This window comes from Amycolatopsis sp. QT-25 (assembly GCF_029369745.1).
In the GTDB taxonomy this organism is placed as follows: Bacteria; Actinomycetota; Actinomycetes; order Mycobacteriales; family Pseudonocardiaceae; genus Amycolatopsis.
Genome location: NZ_CP120210.1, coordinates 391,684 through 406,041 on the forward strand (window position 1 = coordinate 391,684; position 14,358 = coordinate 406,041).

Annotated in this window: 15 protein-coding genes and 3 tRNA genes; 10 read left to right on the forward strand and 8 right to left on the reverse strand. The window is 67.7% G+C overall.

The window, feature by feature from the left end; all coding sequences use genetic code 11:
• Positions 1-4: 4 nt before the first annotated feature.
• The 5 genes from P3102_RS01920 to P3102_RS01940 all read right to left on the reverse strand — a co-directional run bounded on the left by P3102_RS01920 (position 5) and on the right by P3102_RS01940 (position 4,395).
• Positions 5-1,420: an MFS transporter gene (locus tag P3102_RS01920; protein WP_276366032.1), complete on the reverse strand. Its 1,416-nt coding sequence runs from the start codon at positions 1,418-1,420 to the stop codon at positions 5-7.
• A gap of 213 nt (positions 1,421-1,633) precedes the next feature.
• Positions 1,634-2,092 carry a hypothetical protein gene (locus P3102_RS01925; protein WP_276366034.1) on the reverse strand — a complete coding sequence of 153 codons (459 nt, stop codon included), beginning with the start codon at positions 2,090-2,092 and terminating at the stop codon, positions 1,634-1,636.
• A 4-nt stretch (positions 2,093-2,096) separates the two neighbouring features.
• Positions 2,097-2,654, reverse strand: coding sequence for a SigE family RNA polymerase sigma factor (locus P3102_RS01930; protein ID WP_276366035.1), 558 nt, complete (start codon positions 2,652-2,654; stop codon positions 2,097-2,099).
• Complete coding sequence (locus P3102_RS01935; protein ID WP_276366037.1) at positions 2,655-2,999, reverse strand: hypothetical protein; 345 nt, start codon at positions 2,997-2,999, stop codon at positions 2,655-2,657.
• A 154-nt stretch (positions 3,000-3,153) separates the two neighbouring features.
• Positions 3,154-4,395, reverse strand: coding sequence for an Ig-like domain-containing protein (locus P3102_RS01940; protein ID WP_276366039.1), 1,242 nt, complete (start codon positions 4,393-4,395; stop codon positions 3,154-3,156).
• Between the two features lie 421 nt (positions 4,396-4,816).
• On the opposite strand from P3102_RS01940, the gene P3102_RS01945 reads away from it, so the two are divergent.
• The gene (locus P3102_RS01945) at positions 4,817-5,020 is read left to right on the forward strand and encodes a cold-shock protein (protein WP_003097368.1); all 204 of its coding nucleotides are present in this window, start codon (positions 4,817-4,819) and stop codon (positions 5,018-5,020) included.
• 117 nt (positions 5,021-5,137) lie between these two features.
• Here the strand turns inward: P3102_RS01945 and P3102_RS01950 are convergent, their stop codons facing one another.
• The gene (locus tag P3102_RS01950; RefSeq protein ID WP_276366040.1) at positions 5,138-5,557 is read right to left on the reverse strand and encodes a hypothetical protein; all 420 of its coding nucleotides are present in this window, start codon (positions 5,555-5,557) and stop codon (positions 5,138-5,140) included.
• A 545-nt stretch (positions 5,558-6,102) separates the two neighbouring features.
• Here P3102_RS01950 and P3102_RS01955 point away from each other — a divergent pair.
• The 6 genes from P3102_RS01955 (at position 6,103) to P3102_RS01980 (ending at position 8,713) form a co-directional block, all read left to right on the forward strand.
• Positions 6,103-6,360: a hypothetical protein gene (locus P3102_RS01955; RefSeq protein WP_020633070.1), complete on the forward strand. Its 258-nt coding sequence runs from the start codon at positions 6,103-6,105 to the stop codon at positions 6,358-6,360.
• 125 nt (positions 6,361-6,485) lie between these two features.
• Positions 6,486-7,265 (forward strand): hypothetical protein, encoded by a 780-nt coding sequence (locus P3102_RS01960; RefSeq protein ID WP_276366042.1) that lies wholly within the window; start codon positions 6,486-6,488, stop codon positions 7,263-7,265.
• A 145-nt stretch (positions 7,266-7,410) separates the two neighbouring features.
• Positions 7,411-7,483, forward strand: a tRNA-Glu gene (locus P3102_RS01965).
• Positions 7,484-7,511: 28 nt separating this feature from the next.
• A tRNA-Asp gene (locus tag P3102_RS01970) sits at positions 7,512-7,585 on the forward strand.
• Between the two features lie 31 nt (positions 7,586-7,616).
• A tRNA-Phe gene (locus P3102_RS01975) sits at positions 7,617-7,690 on the forward strand.
• A gap of 201 nt (positions 7,691-7,891) precedes the next feature.
• A complete protein-coding gene (locus tag P3102_RS01980; RefSeq protein WP_276366043.1) occupies positions 7,892-8,713 on the forward strand; it encodes an arylamine N-acetyltransferase in 822 nt (273 codons plus the stop codon).
• A gap of 3 nt (positions 8,714-8,716) precedes the next feature.
• On the opposite strand, the gene P3102_RS01985 is transcribed toward P3102_RS01980, so the two are convergent.
• A complete protein-coding gene (locus tag P3102_RS01985; RefSeq protein ID WP_276366044.1) occupies positions 8,717-9,016 on the reverse strand; it encodes a GNAT family N-acetyltransferase in 300 nt (99 codons plus the stop codon).
• Complete coding sequence (locus P3102_RS01990; protein WP_276366046.1) at positions 9,013-11,790, reverse strand: EAL domain-containing protein; 2,778 nt, start codon at positions 11,788-11,790, stop codon at positions 9,013-9,015. Before P3102_RS01990 ends, P3102_RS01985 begins: the two co-directional genes overlap by 4 nt.
• A gap of 245 nt (positions 11,791-12,035) precedes the next feature.
• Between P3102_RS01990 and P3102_RS01995 the strand changes: the two genes are divergently transcribed.
• The 3 genes from P3102_RS01995 to P3102_RS02005 all read left to right on the forward strand — a co-directional run bounded on the left by P3102_RS01995 (position 12,036) and on the right by P3102_RS02005 (position 14,332).
• Positions 12,036-12,572 (forward strand): serine/threonine protein kinase, encoded by a 537-nt coding sequence (locus P3102_RS01995; protein WP_276366048.1) that lies wholly within the window; start codon positions 12,036-12,038, stop codon positions 12,570-12,572.
• A 115-nt stretch (positions 12,573-12,687) separates the two neighbouring features.
• On the forward strand, positions 12,688-12,825 hold the full coding sequence (locus P3102_RS37780) for a hypothetical protein (RefSeq protein WP_346660156.1): 138 nt from the start codon (positions 12,688-12,690) through the stop codon (positions 12,823-12,825).
• A gap of 292 nt (positions 12,826-13,117) precedes the next feature.
• Positions 13,118-14,332, forward strand: a complete 1,215-nt coding sequence (locus P3102_RS02005) for an FAD-dependent oxidoreductase (protein WP_276366049.1) — start codon at positions 13,118-13,120, stop codon at positions 14,330-14,332.
• Positions 14,333-14,358 lie beyond the last annotated feature (26 nt).

Below are 14,358 nucleotides of genomic sequence, written 5' to 3' on the forward strand. Positions count from 1 at the left end.
GACGTTAACTCGCCGGTAGCTCGGACGGATCGCCGGGAGTGACCGTTTCCGGCTTCCGCCGCCGCACGATCCGCGAACTCACGATGCGACGCAGGGACACCCCGGCCGTTTCCGGCAGCAGCAGGATCGGGATGGCGGCGATCGCCGCCGCGCCCATCAGGTAGTACGCGGGCCACAGATTGTCGCCGGTCGAGTTCACCAGGCTGCCGATGACGTACGACGCCGTGCCGCCGAACGCCGCGGTCGAAAAGCTGTACCCGATGGAGAAGCCACCGAAGCGCTCCTGTGTCGGGAACATCGCCGGCAGCGTCGCCGCCAGCACGGCGAGGATCAGCACCAGCGGCACCGCGATCATCACCAGGCCGAGCATGAGCTGCCAGGCGTTCTGGTCGTCCGCGGCCGCGCCCATCAGGGAGAACGCCGGGATCGGCAGCACCAGGAAGCTCGCACAACTCGCGATCAGGATCGGTTTTCGCCCGATGCGGTCGGACAGGATGCCGATCGGCACGATCAGGATCAGCATCAACGCGATGGTCGCCAGGATGATCAACAACGGCACGTGCCCGCTGAAGCCGACCACGTCCTTGAGGTAGGTCTCCAGATACGTGATCACGATGTAGTCGGCGACGTTCAGCATCACCACGATGCCGACCAGGTGCAGGATCGACGTCCAGTGCTTCTTGATCAGCGACTTCAGCGGCGACTTCTCGACCTGGTTCTTCTTCTCGATCTCCTGGAACAGCGGAGTGTCCTCCAGCTTGTTCCGCAGGTAGAGACCGACGATGCCGAGCGGGCCGGCGATGAGGAACGGCAGGCGCCAGCCCCAGTCCCGCATGGCTTCGTCGCCGAGGACGACGGTGAAGACGGTGACGAACCCCGCGCCCATCGCGAAGCCGACGAGCGTGCCGAACTCGAGCCAGCTGCCCCAGAACCCCCGGCGCCGGGCAGGCGCGTACTCCGCGATGAACGTCGCCGCGCCGCCGTACTCCCCACCCGCCGAGAAGCCTTGAATGGTGCGCAACAGGATCAGCAGGATGGCCGCGGCCGGGCCGATCGTCGCGTAGGACGGCAACAGGCCGATGACGAACGTCGACCCGGACATCAGGATGATCGTCAGCGCGAGCACCTTCTGGCGCCCGATCTTGTCCCCCAGCGGACCGAACACGAGGCTGCCGAACGGGCGCACGACGAAGGTGAGCGCGAGGACGGCGAAGGTCGCCAGCGCGCCTTCGGAAGTGCTCGAAGCGTTGAAGAAGACCTGCCCCAGGATGGCGGGCATGAAGCCGAAGACACCGAAGTCGTACCACTCGATACAGTTACCCATCGCCGCTCCGGCGACGGCTTTTCTGATCTGCTCGGGTGGTGCCTCCGCCGGTTCCCCTTTTTCCTGGTGTGACGCGCTCGGCGCCTCTTCGGCCATGGGTTTGACCTCCCGACCCACCCGTTCACTTACCCATCGTCGAGGGTTGGTTCCCCCGACCGTAGGTGGTCAAACGTGCGGATTCAGCGCTTTGTATCGGTCGTGCGAAGGGCGTTCCCCCGGAACGGTGACGAACGCCCAGGTGAAGCCGAGGTCGGAGAATTTCCGATTACTCTGAGTCGCCACTCCGGATCGGACGTCCCGGGCAGTGCGTCAGTGAGTAGTGATCGCGGTCGGAGGTTCGCTCGCTTGCTTCGTCGGGAAGGGCGCGCGAGAGGGAACGGCCGTCGTCGTGCGGCCGGACTGAGGAGCCTTGGGTGTCGTGCGCGTCTGCTCGGGCTTCGAGAGCGTCTTCGATACGGGCGGGTTTTCGGGAGAGACCTCCGGTCGGGGAGTCGGCGCGGAAGGCGCCGGCGAGACCGGCAGCGGGGCGATGGTCGACAAACCGGGACCCGCGGGTCGCACCGGCGCGGATCCCTCGCCGCCGCGGCCACCGACGGCGATCGCGCCGAACACGATCACCGCGACCGTCGCGAGTGAACTGCCCGCCACGGCCAGCCGTTTGCGTCGGCGCCGGATCCGGCCACCCTGCTCGATGATGTCCGCCGCCCGAATGCCCAGCGGGGGACCGCTCGCCCCGTGCGAAAGCACGCCCTTGATGTCCTCGTCCATCTCCTCACCTCCCATCGTCGTGCGCTCCGCTCAGGGCCAGTTCGCTGAAATGCGGCCCGAGCCGCTTGCGCAGGGTCGCCAGCCCCCGCGCGCTCTGACTCTTCACGTTCCCGGTGCCGCAGCCCAGCGCCGCGGCCGTCTCCTCGACGCTGAGATCTTCGAAATAACGCAGTACGAGTACGGCCCGCTGCTTCGGGGCGATGCCGGACAGGGCATGCCTGACCAGCATCTCCTGTTCCGTGCCGCGTGCTTCACCCGCGACTTCGGGAAGGACGTCGGTGAGCCTCTCCCGTTTGCGCCAGACCCGCCGGTGCTCGGAGAGGAACGTCCGCAGCACGATCTTGCGCGCGTAGCCGTCGAGCGCGTCGTGCCGGGAGAGCCTCGGCCAAGCCAGGTACAGCTTCAGCAGCGCGGCCTGGGTGATGTCCTCGGCCTGGTGCCAGTCCCCGCACAGGAGGTACGCGGTGGCACGCAGGCTGTGCGCGCGCTCGTCGAAGTACCGGGCGAACTCGCCGTCCCACGGCGAGCCCGTCCGGGTCTTCGACGAGCGGCTCGACGACACCTAGTCACCGGCTCCTTCGACGACGGCGGGGAGGTTCAGGTCACCGGTCGGCCCGGCGGGGACGGCCTTGGGCACGCGGTGCTCGCCCGGCTCCACGACGGTGCCGTTGGCCTTCGTCGGGGCGGCCTCCGGACCCGACGGGGCGGTGGTCCCCCGGGTCGGCTCGGCCGGTGCCACGGTGGGCGCCTTGGCCGGCGTCTGAGAGGCCGTCGGCGACGGTGCGCTCTGATCGGCCGACGCCAGCGACGTGGTCGCGAAGGCGGCGCCGCCCGCCAGCAGCAGCGCGCCGAGAGAAAGAGCGATACGAGTACGCAAGAGAGTCTCCTCGATCCGGGCGCCGCTCATTGGCCGCGGCGCCTTGCGTCGTTAGACATGCGTCCCGCCCGCCCTGGGGTTGCATCGAATTTCCGAAGGTTTCGCACCGGGTCAGCGCACGGCAACCGACACGAACGGCCGGAGACCGCGAAGGTCTCCGGCCGCCCGGTTCCAGGGAAGTACTTCAGCCCGCGAGCGCGGAGAGCTTGGACCACTCTTCCCAGGAGTAGGTCCAGTCGCTGTAGTCGCGCGCCCGGTTGATCTTCACCGTGCTGCCCTCGATCTCGACGGGGTCCCCGACCAGGGCGCCGTCCATGTACGCCTTGGCGTTCGCCGGCGCCAGGTTCACGCAGCCGTGCGAGATGTTCTTCTTGCCCTGCGCCCAGATCGACGGGGCGTAGCCGTGGATGAATTCGCCGTTGGTGGAGAAGCGCACCGCGGACGGCACGACGATGTTCTCGTAGTCGTAGCGCTCGTTGGTCATCGAGTACGTGTCGTGCTTGGACATCACCACGTGCGTGCCGCTCGGCGTGACGCGACCCTGGTCGGCGTCGAGACCGTAGCTGGCCGGGTAGTCCGCGATCTGCCGGCCGTCACGGACCACCACGAGCCGGTGGGTCTGGGTGTTGCCCTTGACGATCTGCGAACGGCCGATCGTGAAGCTCGCCGAGCGGTCTTCCTTGCCGTACACGCCTTCGCCGATCTTGACGCCGTAGATCTTGGCGTTGAACTTCACCGTGGTGCCGGGCTGCCAGTAGGCCTTCGGCCGCCAGTGCACCGAGGTGTCGTCGTGGACCCAGGCCCAGGACCCCTCGGTCTTCGGCGTGGTCTCGACCGAGAGCGCCTTCTCGACCGAGGCCTTGTCGGTGACCTTGCTCGGGAACGTCAGCGTGATGGGCATGGCGACGCCGTAGGTCTGCCCGTCGAAGACGTTGATGTTCGCGCCCGCCTGCTTGCGCGGTTTGACGGTGGTGAACGCCCCGCCGACTTCGACGGGCTTGCCGTCGGTGCCGGTGGCCTTGCCGGACCACGTGTACGCCTTGCCGTAGCCGAGCTGTTCGGTGGTGGACCAGCTCTTCTTGTCTTCGGACGGCTGGCCCGCGACCTGCTTGCCTTCGGGATTGGTCAGGACGACCTGGTCGAGGGTGCCGTCGGCGACGCTGACCTTGATGGGCTGACCCGGCGCGACGTCCTGCGCGCCCGCGGCGGGTTCGTAGGTGAGCTTGGCCGGCGCGGGCGTCTTCCCGCCGGTGTCGCTGCTGACCGGCCCGCCGCCGTCCGGTCCGCTGGCCGAAACGGTCGGCTCGCTGCTGCACGCCCCCAGCGTCAGAACGGCGATCAACCCCAGTGCCGCGAACGCCGCCCGGCGGCGCGCGGTTTCCGTGAACCTCAAAGCTTCCCCTTTGCTCCCCTGTACACCGACCATGACGTCCGGACCGCCCCATAAGTTGACCCGATCGAGAGTGATGCGAGTCACATTCGAGTGAATCGCCCTTCACGATCGGGGCATGAGCGACTTCGGTCCGTGTCCGGCGAAGACCGGAGGTCGGCGCGCGGCGACAGGGTAGTGAGGGGGTCCGACAGAAGACGGTTCCGTATACGACGTTCCGGTGACCTTGGTACTCGGGGGTGCTCGGAGTCCGATCACGGGCTTCAAATATGGCCAGATCCCGGTACTCTGCCATCAGGCCGTCGTTTTGCGTGTTCGTGGCTTCACACTCGCGGAACTTCTGACGCGAGCCATGAGCCGGTGACGCGCTTATCGCTCGACTCGTTGGAACCGCCCGGGACGGTCTGGGTGTCGCTTCGGAGGCACTCGAAGCGGATGCGCAACGAGGAGTAAAGCGGTGGCGCAAGGCACTGTGAAGTGGTTCAACGCGGAGAAGGGCTTCGGCTTCATCGCGCAGGATGGCGGCGAGGGCGACGTCTTCGTTCACTACTCGGAGATCGAGGGTCGCGGTTTCCGCACGCTCGAGGAGAACCAGCGAGTGGAGTTCGAGGTCGGTCAGGGCCAGAAGGGCCCGCAGGCCCAGAAGGTCCGCGCGATCTGAGTCCGCCCTTCAGGCGTTGCTCAGACTGATCGGAAAAGCCCCCGGCGATCCGCCGGGGGCTTTTCTCTTGCCTTGAAGACTGCTTCTGGTGTGCTGTTCCGTTCCGCGGCGACGGGCTCAGCGGGGGACGGGCTGCTCCCACGCGTTGGCGTCGAAGCGGAATTGGTCGGTGTGGGCTTCCTCGTGGCGGCGCTGCTGGGCCGAGTTGGCCTGCGACTCCCAGGAGAGGCGCTCGAGGATCCATTCCTGCGCAAGCGCCTGCGGCGAAAGGTTGCGCTCGGCGGCGGCGTCCTTGAGCTGTTCGCAGGCGATGAGGTTCATCCGAAGCTGGAACACCTGCGCTTCACCGAAACGCTTGCCGGTGCCGGTGCTCTCCGGGTCGTTCTCCGGCGCGAGAGCACGAAGGTAGCTGGTGAGTTCCGTGTCTTCGACGACCGCCTCGGCCTCCTTGGTGGCGGAGTTGCGGTGACGACCCGGGTTGACCGGCTTCAAGTTCGTGCGGCTGCCGCTACGACGGCTCAGGGAAGGAAGGGGCACCGGGCCACGATAACGGTTCGGTCTCGGCAAACCAACCACAGTGAGCCACGACACACTCGAATCTTTCCCCGAACGGCCCAACCACAAGAAGAAACCGATTTCCCTTGATCACTGAACGCAACCCCGATACCTGACGTAACCATTCGCGCGAGCGACACCCGGCCTCGCAGCCGCCACCGGTGCGGGGCACCCGACCGCCACCGAACGGACCCTGGGGGTCTGGGGGTGGCCCCCAGAACACGGAGCGACCCCCGCGCCAGGGGGAGGAACGCGGGGGTCGGAGGGGATCTCCACAGGCGCTGACCGGGGGTGTGTCAGCAAATCGATTGTCGCACGGTTTCCTGAGAAGGGCGAGTGGGCGCGGGCAGAATTCCGGTCGTCGCGCCACCTGAGGTTCGCCTGTGGTTCATGTGACGCGGGTGTACGAGTGATCGCTCTGCGTTGTGCGGAGCGTGGCGACAGGTTCACTCTCCGGGGGGCTGTGTGTCGCGGCCGGCTCTGGTTAGCCTCGCGGCCAAGCTGTTCGTTGGCCGTCTGGAGGAACCATGGGTGGGTCTGTGGAAGTTCGACAGTTCCTCCTTCGGTACGAAGGTGCCGATGGGGGAAGCTCTACGACGTTGGCCGGTGGTCTGCCGGCGCAGCGCACGGGTCAAGGGGACGCCCAGCGGGTGTCCGACGACCAGGTGCGGCGTGCCCGGCTGGCCGTGGCCAATGGGGCGCTGGGTGTCGATGACTGTGTCCAGTTGCTGGACATGCTGGGGTTGACGCTGGATGAGGACGGGCAGGCGCCCGTTCAGCGCTGAGGTCGTTCGCGAGGGCCCGGTCGGGTGGTGCGTGCACCACGCGGCCGGGCTTCCGTTCGTCTAGGCGACCTTCCCGCCAGTTGTGTAACACTGTTACCAACCAACTGACGGGAAGGTGTGGGGACATGGCCGACGAAGCGGCGATCGCGGTGGCCCGGGAGGTCCGAGGCGCGGTGCAGGTGCTAGGCGGGAAGTTCATGACCTCTTCGGAGCTGGCCGAGGTCGAGGCCGAAGTGGGGCTGCCGCCTCGGACGCTGTACCTGCGCGGGCGTTCGGCGGTGCTGGGCGACCCGCCGCCGAAGGTCGTCGCGGAGCTGTTCGGCATCTTCCCGTCCTGGCTCTTCGAGTTCGCCCTGCCGCCCGCTATGGCGGCCCTCGACGCGGCCTCCGCGGTTCGCGCCTACTCGCGGTCATCGGCGCACTGGGCACGCGTCAGTCTTTCGGGGGCCGACGACCCCGGCCGCCTGGCCGATCTGCTGTTCCGTCTCGTGGACGCCGCGGACGCGAGTGGTCTCGCGTTGTTCGCCGGCTGGCAACGCGCCGAACGCCCCGAAGCCGCTGTCGAACGGCTGGCGTTCGCGCTCATGGTGTTCCGAGAGTTCCGCGGCGGTGTCCACTTCGCCGCCCTTCGCGCCGTCGGCTTGACAGTGCCCCAGGCCGTCGTCGCGGATCCGGAAGGCGGCCGGGACCGCCTCCTGCGCACCGCGTGGTCCGAGGAGGCCGCGGACGCGCTGATCGCCGCGGCGGAGGCCAAGAGCGATCTGCGGCACCGGTGGCGGCACGCGGAGGACCTGACCGACCAGCGCGTGGCCGAACTCCTCGCAGTCACTCTCGCGGATGACGAGCGAGACGAGCTCCGGCGGCGTCTCGGCGCCCTGCGGGACGCTTCGGCCCTGATATCCTGAATTCACCGCGTTCTCGCAGGTCCCAGCCCTGCGAACAACTAAGGGACCCCCTGTGCGGAAGCGGAAACGGGGGTGTCCTATAGTTATGTTCGCTCCCGGGGACACCGGGAAGCGCGGGTCGGTCGGTTCGCCGAAACCGAACCGGGCTCCCATCGTCCAGCGGCCTAGGACTCCGCCCTTTCAAGGCGGCAACGCGGGTTCGAATCCCGTTGGGAGTACGCAGTACGGTTACAAAGCAGTATGCAAGGCCCTGTGGCGCAGTTGGTTAGCGCGTCGCCCTGTCACGGCGAAGGTCGCGGGTTCGAGTCCCGTCAGGGTCGCAAGATCGTTCGGCTCTTGGCCGGCGTTCCCGGCCAGGTAGCTCAGTTGGTACGAGCGTCCGCCTGAAAAGCGGAAGGTCGCCGGTTCGACCCCGGCCCTGGCCACCGCTCTTCAAACCGTCTTGACTCAGGTCAAGGCGGTTTTTTCCTGTCCGGGGTCGATCTTGGGTCCGTCCACTGTCGACCGTGGTCGACCCGCTTCGGCCGCCGCTTGTCGCACGAGCCGTTCTTCTTCGCTGCGCTTGGCGGCTTCGTTCCACTGCCTGATCTTGATCTCCAGTAAGGTAGAGGTGTCATGATCGAGACATGACACCCGCACCCGAACAGGCCGACGAATGGACTGTCGGCGCTCTCGATCTCGACGCGTACCTCGGCCGGATCGGCCGGCACCGCGAGAAGCCCTCCGCCGCCGCGTTGCGTGAGCTGGCGAAGGCGCACATCCTGGCCATCCCGTTCGAAAACGTCGACGTCGTTTTGGGGCAGCACAGGGGAATCGCGCTGGAAGACGTGATCGGCAAGCTCGTCCGGCGACGGCGTGGCGGCTACTGCTACGAGCACGGCAGCCTGTTCGCCGCGGCCGCCGAGCAGCTCGGCTACCCCGTGCGCCGCCTGGTCGCGCGGGTGCAGCCGCGGAAGAACGGGCCGTACACGCATATGACGCTCGCGGTCGAGGCGGACGGCGTCCTGCATCTGGTCGACGTCGGTTTCGGCGCCGGGATGCTGGTGCCGATGCCACTGGTCGACGGTGCCGTCGTGGATCAGGCCGGCTGGCCGCATCGGCTCGTCGCCGACGGGGACCGGTGGCGCTTGCAGAAACTGGAGGACGACGACTGGACCGACCTGCATGCTTTCACGCTCACCCCGATGCACCGGATCGATTACGAGGTCTACCACCACTACACGTCGACGCATCCGCGGTCGCCGTTCACCGGGCAGCTGGTGGTCATGCGCCTGGAGGAAGGGCTCAGCCGCAAACTGGTCGGCGACGAGATCATCGTCGAACGCCCGGGCGGGGCCAAGGAGACCACCAAGATCCCGGCCGAGCGGCTCGACGCGACATTGCGCGAGCTGGACGTCGTCCTTAGCGAGGAAGAACTCGCGAAACTGCTGACGAGCTATCCGGGGTGAGGTTCAGAGCTCGAATTCGGCGCGCTTGTCCTCGGGGACGAGATCCTCGTACTCGCGGTGCTTCGCGATGAACGAGCGCACATACGGGCAGTAGGGCAAGACGGACCTGCCTTGCGCTCGGACGTCGTCGAGCGCCGCGGTCACGAGCTTGCCCGCCAAGCCCTGGCCCGCGAAGTCGGCTGAAATCTCGGTGTGCCGGAACAGGACCGCGTCCGGGCGAGTACGGGTTTCCAGGAACCCGGCGGGTTTCCCGTCCACGACGATGTCGTAGCGGTCTTCTCCGGCCTTGATCTCGACACTCATTCGACCGCTCCGAAAAGCTCGTCCGGTGGCGCGGGGCGACCCAGGTGGAAGCCCTGCGCCTGGTCACAACGCAACTCACGCAGGACCGCGAGCTGCTCTTCGTCTTCGACGCCTTCGGCGACGACGATCAGGTCGACGGCGTGCGCCATCGCGATGATGCTCTTGACGATCGCGGCCGCGTCGCGCGATTCCGCGATGCCGGTGACGAAGGTACGGTCGATCTTGAGCGTGTCCAGCGGGAGCCGTTGCAGCTGCGCGAGCGACGAGTAGCCGGTGCCGAAGTCGTCGATCGCCAGCGAGACACCGAGATCCCGCAACGACGTCAGTACTTCGGCGGCCGCGGCCTGGTCGCGCATCAGCGCGCTCTCGGTGACCTCCAGGGTCAGCGCGTGCGGCGGGAGCCCGGTGGTCTTCAGCGCGTCCTGCACGCCCGCCACCAGATGCGGGTCGTCCAGCTGCCGGGCCGACAGGTTGACCTTGAGGTTCAGGTCGATGCCGAGCTGTCCGCGCCGCCGGGCGATTTCGCGGGTGGTCGTGCGCAGGACGTGTTTGCCGATCAGGTTGATCAGGTCGCTTTCCTCGGCCAGCGGGATGAACTCGGCGGGCGAGATCGTCCCGTGCGCCGGATGTTTCCAGCGCAGCAAGGCTTCCACCGCGACCATCGCACCGGATCCGATGTCCACGACCGGCTGGTACGCCGTCCAGAGTTCCTCGTTCTGCAAGGCGTCGCGCAGATCCTGTTCCATGCGCAGCCGCCGCTGCATCCGCTCGCGCAGCTCGACGTCGAAGAACTCGTACCGTGCCCGGCCGAGCGTTTTCGCTTGATACATCGCGACATCCGCGTCCCGCAGCAGGTCTTCGGCGGTCCGGGTGTCGTCGTTGGCGGCGGTGACGATGCCGATGCTGGCGTCGATGTGCAACTGCCTGCCGTTGACGGTGATCGGTTCGGTCAGCGCCTCGCGCAACTGTTCGGCCAGTGCCTTGATCTCGTGCGGTTCGGTGATCTCCGCGGTGACGACGACGAATTCGTCACCACCGAGCCTGCCGACGAGATCGGTTTCGCCGATTCCCCGGCGCAGCCGTTCACCCGCGATGCGAAGCACCTTGTCCCCGACGGAATGGCCGAGGGAATCGTTGATCACCTTGAACTTGTCGAGATCGATGAACAGCACCGTGGTCAGCTCGGCGCGGCCCGCGCCGGAGAGCGCCTCGGCGAGACTGTCCAGCACCAGTGTCCGGTTCGCGAGTTCGGTGAGCGGGTCGTGCGTCGCCTCGTGGGCGAGCCGCTCGCCGATGGCGCGGCGTTCGGTGATGTCGGTGAACGAGGCGACCACCGCCAACGCCGACGGGTCCTCCGGGGTCAGCAGCCGCGAGGTCAGCGAGATCCAGACGTCTTCGCCGTCGGGCCGCCGCAGCCGCAGCACGAGACCGGTCAGCGTGGCCCCGGTGCGCCGGGTCACCACCGACGGCATCCGGGCGGGCGGAAGGCGGCCTTGCTCGTCGTACAGCTCCAGCGTCACGCACGGAATGCCGATGAGATCGTCGTGGTCGACGCCGATGATCCGGCACGCCGCGGGGTTGGCCGATTCGACCAGGCCGCCAGGGCCGATCACGACCACGCCTTCGTCGAGTGACGCGACCACCGTGCTGTAGTGCTGCTCGGCGCGCCGCCGAGCCGTTTCGTCGGCGCAGACCAGGACGAAGCCGTCGTTCATCTCCGCGGCCGAAATACGGATCGCCAGTGTCGAGCCGTTGCGATGGCGGTGGGTCATCTGCATGACACCGCCCCTGCGCAGCACCGTTTCCGGGTCGAGCGCGGCGCCGACGAGATCGCTCACCGTGCCGCCGACCGCCTCAGCGGCGGTCCAGCCGTAGACGTTCTCCGCGGCCGGGTTCCAGCTGGTCACCACGCCGGTGCCGCTGGTCGCGATGATCGCGTCACTGACGTGGCTGATCAGCGCGGCCTGATAGCGAAGCGTCGCTTCCGCGGCCTTCTGCGCGCTGATGTCGCGCATGATGACCTGGAACGCGGGCCTGCCTTCCCAGGTCGTGCGCACCGACAGGCTTTGGACCAGGTATTTCGTCCCGTCGAGCCGGAGCATCACGGTGTCGGCGGGATCGGTCGACGCGCCCTGGCGGTGAAGCGACGCGATCCTGTCCAACAGGGCGGGCAGCGACTCGGCGGCGACGAAATCCATGATCGGCCGTCCGATCAGTTCGGCGGTCGACGACGCTCCCAGCGCGGTGACGGCGGCCCGGTTGACGTACGTGACAACGCCGGCTTCGTGGACACAGACGGCGTCAGGACTGAGCTCCACCAAAAGCCGGTAACGGTCAGTGAGGTCTTCGAGGGCCTGCCGGTTCTCGCGAACGTCGGTCACATCGGTGGCGATGCCGAGCAGTCCCGTCGAGCCGGTGTCGTCGCCGAGGGTGCGGGCGCGCAAGCGGACCCAGCGGACCTCTCCCGCCGGGGTTCGGAACGACTGCTCGAGTTCGAACTCGCGCCACGGCGGGGAAGTGCGCGTGCCGGAGGTCAGCGGGGCCACCAGATCGGCGAGCCCGGCCTCGATCTCGGCTTCGGTGAGAGCGGCTCCACCCAGCAGGTTCTCCAGTCCTGGCAGCCAGGACAGCTTCTCGTCCTCGAAGTCGTACGACCAGATGGCGGCGTGGTCGCCCGCGAAGCCGAGGTCGCCGACCGGCTCGTTCCCGAGCGACGCGCCCGCCGGAGAGCCGGAATTCCCGGCTCCGGGCACGGCGAGGGCATCAGCCTCCATGATCCGTCCGAACCCCCTCTTCCGGTGCTGGCACCGTCGATTACACCACCCGAGGAGGGCGCTGTATACGCGAGCCGAACGTGGGCGGCCGCCGCTATGCGGGAAAGCGTATGAATACACGCTCTGTGACTGGCATACGCTGGGTTGTTCCATCGGGTGAATAATTTTTGGTCAACTTCACCCGTTCAGCGGTGAGTTGCGGTAAAACTACTGCTCGCTCTTTCCCGGTGCGAAAGGTTCAGCTGGTGGATGACGACGACGTTTCGGTCGCCGACCTGCTCATTCGCGAGGGCTGGGACGACCACGAGGAGTCACGGGCAAAGTCACGCTGGAGAGTCGTCGCGGTGGTGATCGCCGTGGTCGTCGCCTGTGGGACCGCCGCGGTTCTCGTCGGGTTCGATTCGGCTCCCGAGCCGATCGCGCAGCCGAACCAGATCGGCGTGATCGAGATGCCGAAGCGGCCTTCGGAAAACGGGGGAGCCGACGCGACGTCGGCGGTCCCGAGCACGGAGAGGGTCGAAACCGGCGAGGGCGGGACTTCTTCCCCGCCCGGCAGGACCACGTCCAGCCGCCGCGCGTCGAGTTCGGCCGCGTCGACGTCCGACGATTCTCCGGAGCCCACCACCACGCCGACGTCGCCGACACCACCGGACGAGCCCGCCGATCCACCGCGGACGACCGGGTCCACGGCCCCTCCGAAGCCGCCCAAACCGACCCCGCCGCCGCCCTCCACGAAACCCACCGAAGAGTGCAAACTGTGGCCGAAGTGGCTGTTCTGTTAGGGCATTCGCAGTAGATCCGGCTCCCGGCGCCTGCCGAGGTGGGTGAGCGGCAGGTTGAGGGTGAAGGCGGCGGCCGGGCTCGGGCTGCCGCAGATGATCTGAAGCCACGACGAGAGTGCCGGAAGAGGTCGAGTTCCCGAACTGGTTCGTCGAGCACGCCGGCAGCGGCCCGACGCCGAACGACACCGCCACGATGAAGGTGTCGTGGTTGCCGGAGAACTCCACCTTCTTCCGGAGCTGCACGCGAACCTGACCACCGCGACCACGCCGATCACCGGTTCCGGTTCGGCCGCGACGAAGGCACCGACCTTCGGCACCAGTGCCCTCGGGCCGCGCAGGGCCGGCTTCGGCAGTGGCGGGTGGTGGCATCGACCGGGTGGACCTCGGGCCGGCTCAGATGGCCCCTTCTGACGTGCGGGAGCACCAGTGAACTCGTCGGGCATGACTGCTGCGCGTCCGCCGCGGGAGGATCACGTCGCGAAAGGGGCGGTCGAACGGGCCGGAGCTGTGTTGAATGAACACCGGGCACAACGGAAGGAGCGCCGATGGAGACCGTCCTCGTCGTAGGGGCCGGACAGAGCGGGTTCGGAGTGGCGACCTCGCTGCGGGACAAGGGGTTCGACGGGCGGATCGTGCTGATCGGTGACGAACCCGGCTTGCCGTACCAACGGCCTCCGCTGTCGAAGGGCTACCTCGCCGGGACGGCGGGTGATGCCCAATTGCGCTTCCGGGCCGAGGATTTCTTCGCGGAGAAGGGCATCGAGCTGATCCCCGGCCGGGTGGCGTCGGTGGATCGAGACGGGACGAAGGTGGTGCTCGAGGACGGCAGCGCCCACGAGTACGACCATCTCGTCCTCGCGACGGGAGCGGACAATCGCGTTCTCCCGGTGCCCGGATCCACTTTGGACGGTGTGTTCACCCTGCGCACCAAGGACGACGCCAACGTTCTGCGGGCCGCGTTGGAAAGCGCGGCGAACGTGGTCGTGGTCGGGGGCGGATTCATCGGGCTCGAATTCGCCGCGCACGCCGGGCGGCCCGTGACGATCGTGGAGGCGCAGGACAGGCTGATGGCCCGCGTCGCGACTCCCGAGGTCTCGGCGTATTTCGCCGCTTTGCACGAGGGAGCCGGGCATACGGTCCTGCTCGGCACGGGTGTCACCGCGCTGCACGGTGACGACCGGGTGGCCGAGGTGGAATTGAGCGACGGCAGTCGGCTGCTCGCCGACCTGGTGCTGGTCGGGGTCGGAGTGGAGCCGCGGACGCGGCTCGCCGAGGAGGCCGGGCTCGCCGTGGCGAACGGCGTCGTCGTCGACGAACACCTGCGCACGAGCGACCCGAAGATCTCGGCGGTGGGGGACTGCGCGAACTTCCCGAGTGTCCAGGCGGGCACCGCGACCCGGCTCGAGTCGGTGCAGAACGCCGTCGACCAGGCGCGGGCGGCTGCTTCCGACATCGCCGGTGAACCCGCGCCCTACGACAGCCTGCCGTGGTTCTGGACCGATCAACTCGGCGCGAAGCTGCAGATCGCCGGGCTGCTGACCGGCGCGGACAAGACCGTCGTGACCGGGGATCGGGAGGGCGGGAAGTTCTCGGTGCTGTCGTTCCGGGACGGTGTGCTCGTCGGGGTGGAGTCGGTGAACCGGCCGCCGGACCACATCGCCGCGCGCCGCCTGTTCGCCGCGGAGCCGGAGCCGCGGTTCGAGACGCTGGAGGCGCACGGCTTCGATCTCAAGGCGACTGTCGCGTCAACCCGTGGTTGACGTCAGCCTAACGTCAACCTAGAGTT